Origin of the sequence: Streptomyces sp. 147326, from assembly GCF_045000215.1 — a bacterium.
In the GTDB taxonomy this organism is placed as follows: Bacteria; Actinomycetota; Actinomycetes; order Streptomycetales; family Streptomycetaceae; genus Streptomyces.
Genome location: NZ_CP134201.1, coordinates 6,400,092 through 6,416,166 on the forward strand (window position 1 = coordinate 6,400,092; position 16,075 = coordinate 6,416,166).

Genomic DNA, 16,075 nt, shown 5'->3' on the forward strand with positions numbered 1-16,075 from the left:
CCCCTAGACCTGGTGCCCCTAGACCTGATAGCGGTCCGGGGCGAAGAGCTGGAGGTTCGCCGCGATCCAGTCCGAGGTCCGGCGCAGCCCTTCGGCCAGGGAGACCTCGGGCTTCCAGCCCGCCCAGTCGCGGGCGCGGGAGTTGTCCGAGAGGAGCCGGTGGACCTCGCTGCCCGGGGGACGCAGGCGGGAGGGGTCCACCACCACCTCCGCGTCCCGGCCCGAGGCGGTGATCAGCGCCCGGGCCAGGGCTCCGACGGAGATCTCCTCGCCCGCGCCGAGGTTGACCACCTCACCCAGCGCCCGGTCGCACTCCGCCACCGCGAGGAAGCCCGCGGCCGTGTCCGTCACGTACGTGAAGTCGCGGGTGGGGGAGAGGGAGCCGAGGCGGATCTCCCGCGAGCCCGCGTGGAGCTGGGCCAGGATCGTCGGGATCACGGCGCGGGCCGACTGGCGCGGGCCGTACGTGTTGAAGGGGCGCACCACCGTCACCGGCAGTTCGAAGGCGTGGTGGAAGGAGAGCGCCATCATGTCCGCGCCGATCTTCGACGCGGAGTACGGGGACTGCGGCTGCAGCGGGTGGCCCTCGGAGATCGGAGCGGTCAGGGCCGTGCCGTAGACCTCGCTCGTGGAGGTGTGGACCAGGCGGCGCACGCCGTGGCGGCGGCAGGCCTCCGCCATGTTCTCGGTGCCGGTGACGTTCGTCTGCACGTACGCGCCCGGCGAGGCGTAGCTGTACGGGATCCCGATCAGCGCCGCCAGGTGGAAGACGGTGTCGCAGCCGGCCACCGCGTCGCTGACGCGGCCCGCGTCGCGGACGTCGCCCGCCCACATCTCCACCGGGCCGTCCGGGTCGGCGAGGTAGCGCGCCAGGTGGCCCTTCTCCGCGTACGGCTTGTAGTGCACGAAGGCGCGCACCCGGGCGCCGCGGGCCACGAGCAGGTCCACCAGCGTCGAGCCGATGAACCCCTCGGCGCCGGTGACGAGGACGGTGCGGTCGTTCCAGTTCAGGGTCATGCGTGCTCCAGGGTGGGAAGGCGGACGCCGGCGACGCGGAGGACCTCCGCGGCCAGCAGGTCGGCGGCCCGCGCGTGCGGGCCGGGGTCGGCGGCGCCGGCCATCGACGCCAGCCGGACCGGATCGGCCAGCAGCGGGCCGATGAGATCGCCGAGGCGTTCGGCGGTGGTCTCCGCGTCGGGCAGCAGCAGCCCGGCGCCCGCGTCGGACAGCACCCGGGCGTTGTGGGTCTGGTGGTCGCCGGGGGCGTGCGGGTAGGGGACGAGCACCGCCGGGACGCCCGTCGCCGCCAGCTCCGCCACCGTCGCCGACCCGGCCCGGCACACCACCAGGTCGGCGGCCGCGTACACCAGGTCCATCCGGTCCAGGTACGGCACGGCCCGCGCGATCCGCCGCCCGCCGGAGGCCGCGAGATCGGCGAGGGCGCCGTCCAGCGCCGCCGGCCCGGTCTTGACCAGCAGCTGTACGTCGTCCCGCCCCTGCCAGAGCCGGGCCAGCGCGACCGCGGCCCCCGTCAGGCGGACGGCGCCGAGGCTGCCGCCGTTGAAGACCACCAGCCGCCGCCCCGCGGGGACCCGCAGGGCCCGCCGGGCCTCGGCGCGCAGCGCGACGCGCTCCGGTCCGGTCAGTTCCGCGAGCCCGGCCAGGGCCGCGGAGATCGGCATTCCCGTCGTCAGCGCCCGGTCGCCGCCCGCCAGATGGGCGCGGCTGCGGTCGAAGGCCACCGCGACGTGCGGGGTGAGCCGGGCCGCGAACTGGTTGGCGCGTCCCGGTACCGCGTTCGACTCGTGGATCACGGCGGGCAGCCCCGCCAGCCGGGCGCCGAGCACGGCCGGCGCGCTCGGATAGCCGCCCATGCCGACCACGGCGTGCGCGCCCTGCGCCCGGATGACGGCACGGGCCTGGTGAGCCGAGCGCAGCAGGGCCGCGGGCAGCAGGTACCGCTTCGCGCCCAGTGCCGGATCGAAGGGGATCATGTCGACGGTGTGCAGGCGGTAGCCGGCGCCCGGGATCAGCTCGGTCTCCAGGCCCCGCTCGGTCCCGATGAACGAGACCACGGCGTCGGGAACGGCCGCGCGCAGGGCCTCGGCGAGGGCGAGCCCCGGGTAGATGTGGCCGCCGGTGCCGCCCGCACCGATCACGACGGACAGGGCCGCGGATGTGCCAGGTGTGTGTCGAGTGGTCATGGCCGCACCCTCCCGGTGCGCCCTAAGAACGTTCTAAGAGGTTCGCGGCGAAGCCTTTGGCAGGCTTTGCCCCATGAGCTCCCTGAACAGGCATCGGATCCTGGTGGTCGACGACGAGCCCGAGGTGCGCGCCGCCGTGGAGGACGGCCTGGCCGTCGAGGGGTACGAGGTGCGCGGAGCGGCGGACGGGCTGGCCGCGCTGTCCGAGGTGGCGGCCTGGGAGCCGGACGCCGTCGTGCTCGACGTGATGATGCCGGTGCTCGACGGGCTCGGGGTGTGCCGGCAGCTGCGCGCGATGGGCGACCGCACGCCCGTCCTCGTGCTGACCGCGCTGGACTCCGTCAGCGAACGCGTCGACGGGCTGGAGGCCGGGGCCGACGACTACCTCGTCAAGCCCTTCGCCCTGGACGAGCTGGTCGCCCGAGTCCGGGCGCTGCTTCGGCGGGCCGCGCCCGACCCGGCCGGAGCGGGCCCGCTGGGCTTCGACGACCTCGTCCTGGACCCCGGGACGCGGACCGGGCGGCGGGGCGGGCGGCCGCTGGAGTTCAGCCGGACGGAAGCCGCGCTGCTGGAGCTGCTCCTGCGCCACCCCGGCCAGGTGCTGCCGCGCGAGGTGATCCTGGAGCTGGTGTGGGGGCGGGACTTCGGGCCGGGCTCCAACTCCCTGGCCGTCTACGTCGGCTACCTGCGGCGGAAGCTGGAGGCCGGGGGCGAGCCCCGGCTGGTCCACACCGTGCACGGGGTCGGCTACCGGCTGGACGCGGCATGAGCGGTTCGGGGCGCCGGGGGCTCGGCGCCGCCTGGAGACGGCGACGGCCGCTGCGGACCCGGCTGGCGCTGGCCGTCACCGCCGCCGTGGCCTTCGTGGCCGTGGTCGTGTGCGCCGCCGCCTTCCTCGTCGTACGGTCCGCGCTCTACCAGCAGCTCGACCTCAGCCTGACCCAGTCCGCCCGGCTCGCCGCACAGCGCAACCCGGGCGAGGCGCCGGGCACGCTGGCCGGGGAGTGCCGCTTCCTGGCCGCCCCCGCCTGCGCCGAGGTGGTGGCGGCCGACCCGGCCAAGGACCCCCGTACGCCGGGACTGCTGCCCGTGGACCCGGCCGCGCGGGAGGTCGCCGACGGCGGGCGGGCCCCGTACTACACGAACATCACGGTGGCCGGACATCCCGCGCGGATGCTCACCACCGACTACGCCAAGGGGCGGGCCCTCCAGGTGGCCCTGCGCGCCGACACGGTGCAGTCCGGCATCGCGGAGGCCGCCGGGTGGCTCGTCCTGACGGCGGCGGCCGGAGTGCTGCTCGCCGCCGTACTGGGCTACTGGGTCTCCCGGACCGGCCTCGCCCCGGTGACCCGGCTCACGGCGACGGCCGAGCGGATCGCGGCGACCCGGGACCCGCGGCACCGGATCGAACTCCCGCCGCCGGGGCCCTCCGGGCGGGAGGACGAGATCACCCGGCTGGCCGGGAGCTTCAACACCATGCTCGGCGAGCTGGAGCAGTCCGTCACCGCCCAGCGGCGGCTGGTCGCGGACGCCTCGCACGAGCTGCGGACCCCGCTGACGGCGCTGCGGACCAACGCGGAGCTGCTGGCGAAGGCCGACCGGCTGACCGCCGCGCAGCGGGAGCGGGCGTCGGCCGCGCTGGGGCGGCAGCTGCGGGAGGTGACGGGGCTGGTCAACGACCTGATCGAGCTGGCGCGGGACGAGGAACCGACGCCGCTGGTGGAGCAGGTACGGCTGGACGCGCTGGTGCGGCACGGGGTGGACGCGGCGCGGGCGCACTGGCCGGCGGTGGAGTTCCGGGTGCGGGTGGCGGAGGGGGCGGTGGTCGTGCCGGGGGTGCCGGCGCGGCTCAGCCGGCTGCTGTCGAACCTGCTGGACAACGCGGCGAAGTTCAGCCCGGCCGGGCTGCCGGTGGAGGTGGAGCTGGCCGTCGCCGGCACGGGGCCGGAGGTGACCGTTCGGGATCACGGGCCGGGGATCGCCGAGCAGGACCTGCCGTACGTCTTCGACCGGTTCTACCGGGCGGGGGCCGCGCGGGCCCTGCCGGGGTCGGGGCTGGGCCTTGCCATGGCGCGGCAGATCGCGCGGGCGCACGGGGCCGAGCTCGTGGCCGAACCCGCCGTGGGCGGCGGCGCCCTGTTCCGGCTGACGTTCTGAGCCACGGCCGAGCGCCGCTTCCCGGGGCTCCGCCCCGGACCTCCCCCCAGACTCCGTCCGGGGGGACCCCCGCGCCTCAAACGCCGGCGAGGCTGAAAGATCGGGGCTCCGCCCCGGACCCTCCCCCAGACTCCGTCCGGGGGGACCCCCACGCCTCAAACGCCGGCGAGGCTGAAGGAGCCCGGGGAACGGAGGAAGGGCGGGCGGGGACAGCTCCGCGCAGCGGCAGCCGCGCCCGCCCGAGCGGGCGTCAGGCCTCCGGCCTGGGGGCGGCTTCGGAGGTGGTGACGCGGGGGAGGGCGTAGGGGTGGTGGGTGACGAGCCAGTCGATCAGGCGTTCGCGGACCGCGCAGCGGAGGGTCCACAGGTCGTCCGCGTCCTTCGCCGTGACCACCGCGCGGACCTGGACGGTGTGCGGTGTGGTGTCCGTCACGGCCAGGCCGCCGCCGCGGCCGTCCCACTCCGGGAGTTCCTTCAGGATCTCCTGGAGCTGCTCCCGCATCGGGGCGAGCGGTGCGCTGTGGTCCAGGTGCCAGAAGACCGTGCCCGTCATCTGCGCGCCGCCGCGCGACCAGTTCTCGTAGGGCTTGCTCGTGAAGTACGAGACCGGCATCGTGATGCGGCGCTCGTCCCAGGTGCGGACGGTCAGGAAGGTCAGGGTGATCTCCTCGACCCGGCCCCATTCCTTGTCGACCACCACCGTGTCGCCGATCCGGACGGTGTCGCCGAAGGCGATCTGCAGGCCGGCGAAGAGGTTGCTCAGCGCGGCCTGGGCGGCGATGCCCGCCACGATGCCGAGGACGCCGGCCGAGGCCAGCATCGAGGCGCCGAACGTACGCATCGGCGGGAAGGTCAGCAGCATCGCCGCCGCGGCGACCACGACCACCACCGCCGTGACCACCCGCTGGATCAGCGTGATCTGGGTGCGGACCCGGCGGACCCGGGCGTCGTCCTCGGCCGCCGCGGCGTAGCGCGCGTACGTCGAGTCGACGGCGGCGGTCGCGATGCGCACCGCCAGCCAGGCCACGGAGGCGATCAGCACCAGGGTGAGGAAGCGGCCGACGCCGACGGGGTGGTCGGGGAGGACCCCCGCCCAGCGGTAGGAGCCTCTGAGCAGCGAGGCGCAGAGCACCACCTGGAAGGGCAGCCGGCAGCGGCGCAGCAGGCCCCACAACGGGGTCTCGGTGTGCCGGGCGTCGGCCCGGCGCAGCAGCAGGTCCAGCAGCCAGCCCGCTAGCAGGGTGGCGACCAGCGCGCCGCCGATGACGAGGACGGGGCGAAGGAAGTTCTCCATCTCCATGGGACGAACGTAGCGGGAAGCGGTCCGCGGGCACCTTCCGTTCGGCGGCTGGCACGATGGAGGCATGAACATCATGCTCTTCCATTCGACGTACGGGCTGCGGCCCGCGGTGCACGCGGCGGCCGACCGGCTGCGCGCGGCCGGGCACCAGGTCCAGGTGCCGGATCTCTTCGGGGGACGCACCTTCGAGACCGTCGAGGACGGCATGGCCCACCGGGACGAGATCGGCCGTGACGAGCTGCTGAAGCGCGCGGTGCTGGCCGCCGCCCCCCACTCCGACCAGGGCCTGGTCTACGCGGGCTTCTCCTTCGGCGGCTCCGTCGCCCAGCACCTGGCGATGGCCGACGAGAAGGCGCGCGGGCTGCTGCTCCTGCACGGGACGGCTGACCTGGAGGAGGGCGCCTCGGTGGACGAGCTGCCGGTGCAGCTGCACATCGCGGACCCGGATCCCTTCGAGCCGCACGACTGGCTGACCGCCTGGTACCTGCGGATGCAGCGGGCCGGGGCGGACGTGGAGGTCCACAGCTACCCGGGTGCCGGGCACCTGTTCACCGACCCGGACCTGGACGACTACGACGCGGAGGCCGCCGAGCAGTTGTGGAAGGCCGCGATCGGCTTCCTCGACAGCCTGTAGGCGGTAGGGACAGGGCAAAGGCAAGGGCACGGCCGGCGGATGCCGGCCGTGCCCTTGGTCTTCGGTGCTCGTCGCCGGGGTCAGCCGGCGCGGTACGCGGTCCAGCTGCTGCTCATGCGGGCCACCTGGCCGGCGGTGAACTGGTACATGCAGGAGTCGTACGTGTAGTCCATGAAGTTGCGGATCGGGTCGGCGCCCGGCTTGCTCGCGCAGCTGTCGCGCCCGGTCGGGCACTCGTACGCGGCGCTCTTCTCGGCCGGGGTGTCGGAGACGTAGTCGCCGTTTCCGCTGCAGCCGCCCTGGAAGGTGTGGTAGAGCCCCAGCCAGTGGCCGACCTCGTGGGTCGCGGTGTCACCCTCGTTGTAGTTGGCCGCGGAGCCGCCGGGCAGCGAGCTGTCGAGCACGACCACGCCGTCCATCTTGGGGCTGGAGGCGTAGGAGGTCGGGAAGGTCGCCCAGCCCAGCAGGCCGCCGGAGAGCTTGGCGGTGTAGAAGTTGAGCGCGCCCGGGCCGCCCTTGCGCAGGGTGTTCTTCATGTCCTTCTCGGCCTGGGAGCCGGAGGCCAGGTTGTACCAGGAGGCGTTGTCCGTGTAGTCGGTGGCCGCGAGGGTGAACTGGAAGTTCGTGTTGACGTTTCCGGTGCCCTGGCCGCCGTAGGCCGCGTTGAGGACCGCCAGCTGCTTGCCGACATCCGTGGCCGTCAGCTTTCCGGTCGCACCGGAGTGCACGACGTGGAAGTACACGGGGATGTTGACGACGGCCTCGGCGGCGCTGAGGCTCCGCTGCGGCTGGTTCTTGAGGGCCTTGTCCAGCTTCGCCTTGAGGTCGGCGTCCATGGCCTTCGCCTGGGCGTCGGTGACCTCGTTGGGCTCGTCCGCGTGCTCGTCGTGGGCGCGGGTCACGCGGGCGTTGGCGGCGCCGGCGGCGGCCGGCTGCTCGGCGCAGAGCTCGGCGGGGGTCTTGGCTGCCGCGAGCGTGGTGGGGGCCGCGAGCGGAGTGAAGGCCAGGGTTCCGGCCAGAACCGCCGTGCCCATCAGGCGGCGGCGAAGAAGGGGGGATATGCGGGCAATTGCGCGCACGTGTGCTCCTCGCGGGTGGGGGGTGGTGGGGGGTGATGGCCTGAAGGATCTTCTTCAGCTGGCGGGAAGCTTATGTGTGCATGACATATTCAGGTCAAGTGTCTTGCGTAAAAGATTTGTTGCCGGAAACGCACATGGGGCGCCTGGTATGTACCAGACGCCCCATGTGGCAGGAGAATTGACGGTCAATCAGGTAAGTCAGCGGACGGGCTGGTGCGAGCGCTCCACCTTCTGCGTCCCGTTCAGGGTCCGGTACGAGCGGGTCCACGCGGCCGTGGCGTCCTGCCGCCGCTTGTCGGACACGACGTAGTAGTCCATCTGCGAGCGCTCCGCCGTCACGTCCAGCACCCCGTAGCCGTGCGCGTCCATGTCGAGCCACTTCACGTGCCAGTTGGCGGCCTTGACGGCCGTCTCGGCGACCAGCGAGGCGGTGTCCGCGGGCACGTGCAGGATGTCGTCGATGTTGTCGGAGGTCACCGAGGTGACGACGAACTCGGTCGCGGCGGTCCCCGAGCCCGGGTACGTGGCCATGTTCACCGGGACCTCGTTCGCCCAGGCCATGTGGATGTCGCCGGTCAGGAACACGGTGTTCTTGACGTTCCGGTCCTTGAGGTGGCCCAGCAGCTCCTTGCGGTCGTCGGTGTACCCGTCCCACTGGTCCACGTTGACCGCTATCCCGCCCTCGGGCAGGCCGAGGAGCTTGGCCAGCGGCTTCAGCAGGTGCGCGGGCAGCGAGCCGAAGGCCACCGGCGAGATCATCACCGAGGTGCCGACCAGCTTCCAGGTCGCGTTCGAGCCCGCGAGGCCCGACTTGAGCCAGTCCAGCTGGGCGCGCCCGGTGATCGTGCGCTCCGGGTCGTCCACCGCGCCGCTGCCCACCTTGGCCTGCTGCGAGCGGAAGGAGCGCAGGTCCAGCAGGTGCAGATCGGCGAGGGTGCCGAAGCGCAGCCGCCGGTAGACGGTGCCCGCGACGGAGGTGCGTACGGGCATCCACTCGAAGTACGCCTGCTTGGCGGCGGCCGCGCGAGCCGCCCACTCGCCCTCGGCGCCCGGCGTGTGGTTCTCGGCGCCGCCCGCCCACATGTCGTTCGCGAACTCGTGGTCGTCCCAGATGGCGATGACCGGGTGCGCCTGGTGCAGCGCCTGCAGGTCGCCGTCCGTCTTGTACGTGCCGTGCCGCGTGCGGTAGTCGGCCAGCGAGACGATCTCGTGCTTCGGCTCGTGCTGGCGCACGACGTACTTCGCCTCCGGGTAGCCCCCCGTCGGGTACTCGTAGATGTAGTCGCCCAGGTGCAGGATCGCGTGCAGATCGGTGCGGGCGGCCAGGTGGCGGTACGCGGAGAAGTAGCCGGCCTCCCAGTTGGCGCAGGAGACCACACCGAAACGGACCCCCGGGGTCGTCACGTCGTGGCCCGGGGTGGTCAGCGTGCGGCCGACGGGGGAGACGGTGGCGCCGGCGGTGAACCGGTACCAGTAGGGCGTCTGCGGCTGCAGCCCGCGCACGTCCACCTTGACCGTGTGGTCGGTGGCGGCGCTCGCCGTGACGGTGCCGGAGCCGACGATGCGGGAGAAGGCCTGGTCCGAGGCCACTTCCCAGCTCACCTGGGTGGCCGGGCCGAGGCCGGAGCCGGGTACGGCCTCGGGGGTCGGGGTGACGCGGGTCCACAGCAGGACCCCGTCGGGCAGCGGGTCGCCCGAGGCGACGCCGTGCAGGAAGGCGGGCGCGGCCCGCGTCGCCGCGTGGGCCGCCGAGGCGCCGAGCGAGGTCAGCGGGGCCAGCGCGGCCGTGGCCGCGGCGGCGAGAACGACCGTGCGGCGACGGGGAGTCGCCGCGGTCTGAGAAGGGATGAGATGACTGGTCACGACCGGTCACATTACCGACGGGTACACCTGATGGAACAGATGTCGGAACGCAACGGGCGGGCGAACTCTGGGAGTTCGCCCGCCCGATGGTGCGGACCTTCCGGAAGCGTGTCCCGGAATGTCCGGGGATCAGCCCTGCAGGGCCTTGTCGATCGCCGCCGTGAACTGCTCCGCCGTCTGCGGGGTGTCGATCTTCTTGCCGTCCATCTTCAGCGTGGGCGTACCCGTCACGCCGGACTTGTTGAAGGCCTTCGACATGTCCATCGCCCACCGGTCGTAGGTGCCGTCCTCGACGGCCTTCTTGAACTCGGCGTTGCCCTTGAGCGCCGGGACCGTGTCCGCGACCTTCAGCAGGTACTCGTCCTTGGCGAAGCTGTCGACGGTCTCCTCGGGATGCTGCTCCTTGGAGTACAGCGCGGCCTTGTAGTCGAGGAAGGCCTGCGGGCTGACGTTCAGCGCCGCGCCCAGCGCGCTCAGCGCGTTCTTCGAGCCCTCGCCCTTGACGGCGTTGTCGATGAAGGTGGCTCCGAAGTACTGGAGCTTGTACTTGCCCGCGTCCACGTCCTTCTTGATCTGCTCGCCGGCCGCCTGCTCGAAGCCGGCGCAGGCCGGGCAGCGCGAGTCCTCGTACAGCTCCAGCGTCTTCTTGGCGTCGGGCTTGCCGATGACGACCGTGGTGCCGTCCTCGCCCTCGGTGTTCTTCGGCTTGACCAGCTCGGCCTTGGCGGCCTTGTCCCAGTAGCCGGGCTGGTTGGACTGCACGATGGCGTAGCCGACGACGCCGACCAGGGCGAGCCCGGCGACGAGCGCGCCCGCCACGATCACCTGGCGGCGGATCTTGTCCCTCTTGGCCTGCGCCTCGCGCTCGGCGCGCAGCCGCTCGCGGGCCGCTGCCTTGTTCGCCTGGCTGTTGCGTGAACTCATCGTGATCTCCGTGGGGTGTGACGTGTCAAGGGGACTGCTCAGGGGAGAGCCGTACGTGCGTCAGGCGCGTGCGAGCGCACCGAGCACGGGAGGTCCCCGTCGACCCACGGAGTGTGCGGGGAATCGCGTACGGGCCCACGTGCCCGCGAGGACCGGTCGCAGCAGCAGCCGCGCCGGACCGGAGACGGCCACCACCGAGGCCACCGCCAGCAGCAGCGGCCGGAACGCGAAGGCGGCCACCGCGCGCAGCAGCTGCCCCAGGGCCCGCTCGCCGTGGCGCAGCCACCCGGCGGCGAGCAGCCCGACCGAGACGTGGGCGCCGAGCAGCAGCCAGGGCGTCCACGGCCCGGGCGCGGCCAGCAGCGCGGCCGGATCGGCGACGGGCCCGGTCACCTCGGTCAGCGGCCCGCCCACGGGCGTGCCCCCGCACAGCTCGTCCAGGCCCATCGCGCGCAGCGGACCCGACACGGGGCCGCCGGCCGGGCCGTAGCAGAGGTGCTGGCCGGCGGTGAAGACGGTGTCGGCGGCCAGCTCCAGCGGAACGAGCAGCCCGGCGATGGGGCCGAAGCCCCGTTCCCGGCCCGCGAGCGCGTAGGCGATCACGAACACGGCGGCGAAGGCCCCGGCCACCAGCGCGGGCGGCAGCGGAACACGGGACATCAGGACGTGCGAGCCGGAAGAGAGCAGCACGACGAGCGCGCTGAACAGCGCGGCACGCAGCCCTCGAAGCCCCACTCCTGAAATGTCCATCGCCGCGAGTCTGCCATGCGTACCTGTGAAAGCCGCGTCCCGGCCCCGGCCACGGGCACGAACTACGAGGTCAGACGCCCATTGCGGAAGAGATCCACGAAGATCTGGTGGTCGGCGCGGGCCCGGGCGCCGTACGCGTGGGCGAAGTCCACGAGCAGCTCCGCGAAGCCCTCCTCGTCGGCCGCGATCGCCGCGTCGATGGCCCGCTCGGTGGAGAACGGGACCAGGGAGTGCCCGCTCTCCGCCTCGTCGGCCGCCGCGTGCATGGTCGCCGTGGCCCGGCCGAGATCGGCGACCACGGCCGCGATCTCCTCCGGGTCGTCCAGGTCCGACCAGTCCAGGTCCACCGCGTACGGGGAGACCTCGGCCACCAGCTGCCCGGCCCCGTCCAGCTCGGTCCAGCCCAGCCACGGGTCGGCGTGGGCCTGCAGGGCGCGCTGCGAGATCACCGTGCGGTGCCCCTCGTGCCGGAAGTACTCCCGCACCGCCCGGTCCGTGATGTGCCGGGACACCGCGGGGGTCTGCGCCTGCTTGAGGTAGATCACGACGTCGTTCTCCAGGGCGTCGCTGTGTCCCTCCAGCAGGATGTTGTAGGAGGGCAGGCCGGCCGAGCCGATCCCGACGCCCCGGCGTCCCACCACGTCCTTGACCCGGTAGGAGTCGGGCCGCACGAGGGACTCGTCGGGGAGGGTCTCCAGGTACCCGTCGAAGGCGGCCAGCACCTTGTAGCGGGTGGCGGCGTCCAGCTCGATGGAGCCCCCGCCGGCCGCGAAGCGGCGCTCGTAGTCCCTTATCTCCGTCATGGAGTCCAGCAGGGAGAAGCGGGTGCGGGAGCGGGCCGAGCGCAGCGCATCCAGCAGCGGGCCCTCGGCGGTGTCCAGGGTGAAGGAGGGCACCTCCTCGTGCTTGGCCCCCGCCGCGAGACGGTGGATCCGCTCCCGGTAGGCGCCGGCGTAGATCCGCACCAGCTCGCTTATCTGGCCGTCGCTGAGCGCCTTGGTGTAGCCGATCAGGGCGACGGAGGCGGCGAAGCGCTTCAGGTCCCAGGTGAAGGGGCCGACGTAGGCCTCGTCGAAGTCGTTGACGTTGAAGATCAGCCGGCCGTTGGAGTCCATGTACGTGCCGAAGTTCTCGGCGTGCAGATCGCCGTGGATCCACACCCGGCCCGTCCGCTCGTCCAGGTACGGGCCGCCGTGCCGGTCCCGCTCCAGGTCGGAGTAGAAGAGGCAGGCCGTGCCCCGGTAGAAGGCGAAGGCGGAGGCCGCCATCTTGCGGAATTTGACCTGGAAGGCAGCGGGGTCGGCGGCGAGCAGCTCACCGAATGCGGTGTCGAACACGTCGAGGATCTCCTCGGCGCGCTGCTCGTCGGTCGTCTCGGGAACCGCCATGGCGGATGCCTCCTGGTGGTGCGGGGCGGATCGTTGCCGATCGCATTCCGGACAGGTGTCCTTGGTTCTGCAACGCACGACCGTACTCGTCGGTGCCCGGGAAGTGTCACCCGGTCGACGTAGGATTCAGAGCTGCCCCCTCTCTCCCCTCCGGAGGACTCACACCGTGACCAAGCCGCCGTTCACGCACCTGCACGTCCACACCCAGTATTCGCTTCTGGACGGTGCCGCGCGGCTGAAGGACATGTTCAACGCGTGCAACGAGATGGGCATGACGCACATCGCCATGTCCGACCACGGCAACCTGCACGGGGCCTACGACTTCTTCCACACGGCCCAGAAGGCCGGCATCACGCCGATCATCGGCATCGAGGCGTACGTCGCCCCCGAGTCCCGGCGCAACAAGCGCCGCATCCAGTGGGGCCAGCCCCACCAGAAGCGCGACGACGTGTCCGGTTCCGGTGGTTACACCCACAAGACGATCTGGGCGGCGAACGCCACCGGCCTGCACAACCTCTTCCGGCTGTCCTCCGACGCGTACGCCGAGGGCTGGCTCACGAAGTGGCCGCGCATGGACAAGGAGACCATCTCCAAGTGGTCCGAGGGGCTCATCGCCTCCACCGGCTGCCCCTCCGGCGAGCTGCAGACGCGGCTGCGCCTCGGCCAGTTCGACGAGGCCCTGAAGTCCGCCTCCGAGTACCAGGACATCTTCGGCAAGGACCGGTACTTCCTGGAGCTGATGGACCACGGCATCGAGATCGAGCGCCGGGTCCGCGACGGACTGCTGGAGATCGGCAAGAAGCTCGGCATCCCGCCGCTGGTGACGAACGACTCGCACTACACCTACGCCAGCGAGGCCGGCGCCCACGACGCGCTGCTCTGCATCCAGACCGGCAAGAACCTCTCGGACCCGGACCGCTTCCGCTTCGACGGCACCGGCTACTACCTGAAGTCGACCGACGAGATGTACGCCATCGACGCCTCGGACGCCTGGCAGGAGGGCTGCGCCAACACGAAGCTGGTCGCGGACCAGATCGACACCGAGGGCATGTTCAAGTTCCGGAACCTGATGCCGAAGTTCGACATCCCGGACGGCTACACCGAGGTCACCTGGTTCCGCGAGGAGACCATGCGCGGCATGCACCGCCGCTACCCGGGAGGCATCCCGGAGGACCGGATGAAGCAGGCCGAGTACGAGATGGACACGATCATCTCGATGGGCTTCCCGGGCTACTTCCTCGTCGTCGCCGACTTCATCATGTGGGCCAAGAACCAGGGCATCGCGGTGGGCCCGGGCCGAGGCTCCGCGGCCGGCTCGATCGTCGCCTACGCCATGGGCATCACCGACCTCGACCCGCTCACCCACGGTCTGATCTTCGAGCGCTTCCTGAACCCCGAGCGCGTCTCCATGCCCGATGTCGACATCGACTTCGACGAGCGCCGGCGCGTCGAGGTGATCCGGTACGTGACCGAGAAGTACGGCGCCGACAAGGTCGCCATGATCGGCACGTACGGCACCATCAAGGCCAAGAACGCGATCAAGGACTCCGCCCGCGTCCTCGGCTACCCCTACGCCATGGGCGACCGGCTCACCAAGGCCATGCCCGCCGACGTCCTCGGCAAGGGCATCCCGCTCTCCGGCATCCTCGACCCGCAGCACCCGCGCTACGGCGAGGCCGGCGAGATCCGCGGGATGTACGAGAACGAGCCGGACGTCAAGAAGGTCATCGACACCGCCCGCGGCGTGGAGGGCCTGGTCCGCCAGATGGGCGTGCACGCCGCCGGCGTGATCATGTCCAGCGAGACGATCACCGACCACGTACCCGTCTGGGTGCGGCACTCCGACGGCGTCACCATCACCCAGTGGGACTACCCGAGCTGCGAGTCGCTCGGCCTGCTGAAGATGGACTTCCTGGGCCTGCGCAACCTCACGATCATGGACGACGCCGTCAAGATGGTGAAGGCCAACAAGGGGATCGACATCGATCTCCTGGCCCTCCCGCTCGACGACCCCAAGACCTTCGAACTGCTCGGCCGCGGTGACACCCTCGGCGTCTTCCAGTTCGACGGCGGCCCCATGCGCTCCCTGCTGCGCCTGATGAAGCCCGACAACTTCGAGGACATCTCCGCCGTCTCGGCCCTGTACCGGCCGGGCCCGATGGGCATGAACTCGCACACGAACTACGCCCTGCGCAAGAACAAGCAGCAGGAGATCACCCCGATCCACCCGGAGCTGGAGGAGCCCCTCGAAGAGGTGCTCGCGGTCACCTACGGCCTGATCGTGTACCAGGAGCAGGTGCAGAAGGCCGCCCAGATCATCGCCGGGTACTCGCTCGGCGAGGCCGACATCCTGCGCCGCGTGATGGGCAAGAAGAAGCCCGAGGAGCTGGCGAAGAACTTCGTCATCTTCCAGGAGGGCGCGAAGAAGAACGGCTACAGCGACAAGGCCATCCAGGCCCTGTGGGACGTCCTGGTCCCCTTCGCCGGCTACGCCTTCAACAAGGCCCACTCGGCCGCGTACGGCCTGGTCTCCTACTGGACCGCCTACCTCAAGGCGAACTTCCCGGCCGAGTACATGGCCGGCCTGCTCACCTCGGTCAAGGACGACAAGGACAAGTCCGCGATCTACCTGAACGAGTGCCGGCGCATGGGCATCAAGGTGCTCCCGCCGAACGTGAACGAGTCGGAGCCGAACTTCGCCGCCCAGGGCGACGACGTGATCCTCTTCGGCCTCACCGCCGTGCGCAACGTCGGCAGCAACGTCGTCGAGTCGATCATCAAGACCAGGAAGGCCAAGGGGAAGTACTCCACCTTCCCCGACTTCCTGGACAAGGTCGAGGCCGTGGTCTGCAACAAGCGGACCGTCGAGTCGCTGATCAAGGCCGGCGCCTTCGACGAGATGGGCCACACCCGCAAGGGCCTGGTCGCCCACCACGAGCCGATGATCGACAACGTGGTCGCCGTCAAGCGCAAGGAGGCCGAGGGACAGTTCGACCTCTTCGGCGGCATGGGCGACGAGGGCGCGAGCGACGAGCCCGGCTTCGGCCTCGACGTGGAGTTCTCCGACGTCGAGTGGGAGAAGTCCTACCTGCTCGCGCAGGAGCGCGAGATGCTCGGCCTCTACGTCTCCGACCACCCGCTCTTCGGCCTGGAGCACGTGCTCTCCGACAAGACGGACGCCGGAATCTCCCAGCTGACCGGCGGCGAGCACTCCGACGGCGCGGTCGTCACCATCGGCGGCATCATCTCCGGCCTCCAGCGCAAGATGACCAAGCAGGGCAACGCCTGGGCCATCGCCACCGTCGAGGACCTGGCCGGCTCCATCGAATGCATGTTCTTCCCCGCGACCTACCAGCTCGTCTCCACCCAGCTGGTCGAGGACACGGTCGTCTTCGTCAAGGGCCGCCTCGACAAGCGCGAGGACGTCCCCCGCCTGGTCGCCATGGAGATGATGGTCCCCGACCTCACCTCGGCCGGCACGAACGCCCCGGTGGTCCTCACCATCCCCACCGTCAAGGTCACGCCGCCGATGGTGACCCGTCTGGGGGAGATCCTGCGCCACCACAAGGGCAACACCGAGGTGCGGATCAAGCTCCAGGGGCCGCGGACCACCACCGTGCTGCGCCTCGACAAGCACCGGGTACAGCCCGACCCGGCCCTCTTCGGCGACCTCAAGGTGCTGCTCGGGCCGTCCTGCCTGGCCGGATAGCGACGCTCGCCCACCGGCGCGTACGTACGGAAGGGCCCGCCCGGCGTTCCCGGGCGGGCCCTTCCGT

12 protein-coding genes are annotated in these 16,075 nt (G+C 71.4%); 4 read left to right on the forward strand and 8 right to left on the reverse strand.

Going from position 1 to position 16,075, the window contains the following annotated elements:
- Nucleotides 1–18 precede the first annotated feature (18 nt).
- On the reverse strand, nt 19–1,017 hold the full coding sequence (locus RIU97_RS29310) for an SDR family NAD(P)-dependent oxidoreductase (RefSeq protein WP_404960584.1): 999 nt from the start codon (nt 1,015–1,017) through the stop codon (nt 19–21).
- Entirely contained in the window at nt 1,014–2,204 is a 1,191-nt protein-coding gene (locus RIU97_RS29315; protein WP_404960586.1) for a UDP-N-acetylglucosamine--N-acetylmuramyl-(pentapeptide) pyrophosphoryl-undecaprenol N-acetylglucosamine transferase, read from the reverse strand. Before RIU97_RS29315 ends, RIU97_RS29310 begins: the two co-directional genes overlap by 4 nt.
- Before the next feature lie 73 nt (nt 2,205–2,277).
- Here RIU97_RS29315 and RIU97_RS29320 point away from each other — a divergent pair, with 73 nt between their 5' ends.
- Together RIU97_RS29320 and RIU97_RS29325 are read left to right on the forward strand one after the other, a co-directional pair.
- Entirely contained in the window at nt 2,278–2,973 is a 696-nt protein-coding gene (locus RIU97_RS29320; protein WP_404960587.1) for a response regulator transcription factor, read from the forward strand.
- A complete protein-coding gene (locus tag RIU97_RS29325) occupies nt 2,970–4,361 on the forward strand; it encodes a sensor histidine kinase (protein WP_404960589.1) in 1,392 nt (463 codons plus the stop codon). The genes RIU97_RS29320 and RIU97_RS29325 overlap by 4 nt, the downstream gene beginning before the upstream one ends.
- Nucleotides 4,362–4,611: 250 nt before the next feature.
- On the opposite strand, the gene RIU97_RS29330 is transcribed toward RIU97_RS29325, so the two are convergent.
- Nucleotides 4,612–5,655, reverse strand: a complete 1,044-nt coding sequence (locus RIU97_RS29330) for a mechanosensitive ion channel family protein (protein WP_404962982.1) — start codon at nt 5,653–5,655, stop codon at nt 4,612–4,614.
- Nucleotides 5,656–5,725: 70 nt separating this feature from the next.
- Between RIU97_RS29330 and RIU97_RS29335 the strand changes: the two genes are divergently transcribed.
- A complete protein-coding gene (locus tag RIU97_RS29335; protein WP_404960590.1) occupies nt 5,726–6,295 on the forward strand; it encodes a dienelactone hydrolase family protein in 570 nt (189 codons plus the stop codon).
- Nucleotides 6,296–6,375: 80 nt separating this feature from the next.
- Here RIU97_RS29335 and RIU97_RS29340 read toward each other — a convergent pair whose 3' ends face one another.
- From RIU97_RS29340 to RIU97_RS29360, 5 genes are all read right to left on the reverse strand, one after another.
- Nucleotides 6,376–7,329 (reverse strand): zinc metalloprotease, encoded by a 954-nt coding sequence (locus tag RIU97_RS29340; RefSeq protein WP_404962983.1) that lies wholly within the window; start codon nt 7,327–7,329, stop codon nt 6,376–6,378.
- Nucleotides 7,330–7,572: 243 nt separating this feature from the next.
- Nucleotides 7,573–9,237: an alkaline phosphatase D family protein gene (locus tag RIU97_RS29345; RefSeq protein ID WP_404960592.1), complete on the reverse strand. Its 1,665-nt coding sequence runs from the start codon at nt 9,235–9,237 to the stop codon at nt 7,573–7,575.
- 129 nt (nt 9,238–9,366) lie between these two features.
- A complete protein-coding gene (locus RIU97_RS29350; protein WP_404960594.1) occupies nt 9,367–10,161 on the reverse strand; it encodes a DsbA family protein in 795 nt (264 codons plus the stop codon).
- A gap of 60 nt (nt 10,162–10,221) precedes the next feature.
- Entirely contained in the window at nt 10,222–10,911 is a 690-nt protein-coding gene (locus RIU97_RS29355; RefSeq protein WP_404960596.1) for a hypothetical protein, read from the reverse strand.
- 62 nt (nt 10,912–10,973) lie between these two features.
- Nucleotides 10,974–12,299: a DUF2252 domain-containing protein gene (locus RIU97_RS29360; RefSeq protein WP_404960598.1), complete on the reverse strand. Its 1,326-nt coding sequence runs from the start codon at nt 12,297–12,299 to the stop codon at nt 10,974–10,976.
- 166 nt (nt 12,300–12,465) lie between these two features.
- Here RIU97_RS29360 and dnaE point away from each other — a divergent pair, with 166 nt between their 5' ends.
- Nucleotides 12,466–16,008, forward strand: a complete 3,543-nt coding sequence (dnaE, locus tag RIU97_RS29365; protein ID WP_404960600.1) for a DNA polymerase III subunit alpha — start codon at nt 12,466–12,468, stop codon at nt 16,006–16,008.
- The last annotated feature ends 67 nt before the right edge of the window (nt 16,009–16,075 follow it).

Excerpts from the sequence above, each read along its gene's own strand:
- RIU97_RS29310 (WP_404960584.1), bottom strand. The coding sequence starts at position 1,017 with ATGACCCTGAACTGGAACGACCGCACCGTCCTCGTCACCGGCGCCGAG.
- RIU97_RS29315 (WP_404960586.1), bottom strand. The coding sequence starts at position 2,204 with ATGACCACTCGACACACACCTGGCACATCCGCGGCCCTGTCCGTCGTG.
- RIU97_RS29320 (WP_404960587.1), top strand. The coding sequence starts at position 2,278 with ATGAGCTCCCTGAACAGGCATCGGATCCTGGTGGTCGACGACGAGCCC.
- RIU97_RS29325 (WP_404960589.1), top strand. The coding sequence starts at position 2,970 with ATGAGCGGTTCGGGGCGCCGGGGGCTCGGCGCCGCCTGGAGACGGCGA.
- RIU97_RS29330 (WP_404962982.1), bottom strand. The coding sequence starts at position 5,655 with ATGGAGAACTTCCTTCGCCCCGTCCTCGTCATCGGCGGCGCGCTGGTC.
- RIU97_RS29335 (WP_404960590.1), top strand. The coding sequence starts at position 5,726 with ATGAACATCATGCTCTTCCATTCGACGTACGGGCTGCGGCCCGCGGTG.
- RIU97_RS29340 (WP_404962983.1), bottom strand. The coding sequence starts at position 7,329 with ATGGGCACGGCGGTTCTGGCCGGAACCCTGGCCTTCACTCCGCTCGCG.
- RIU97_RS29350 (WP_404960594.1), bottom strand. The coding sequence starts at position 10,161 with ATGAGTTCACGCAACAGCCAGGCGAACAAGGCAGCGGCCCGCGAGCGG.
- RIU97_RS29355 (WP_404960596.1), bottom strand. The coding sequence starts at position 10,911 with ATGGACATTTCAGGAGTGGGGCTTCGAGGGCTGCGTGCCGCGCTGTTC.
- RIU97_RS29360 (WP_404960598.1), bottom strand. The coding sequence starts at position 12,299 with ATGGCGGTTCCCGAGACGACCGACGAGCAGCGCGCCGAGGAGATCCTC.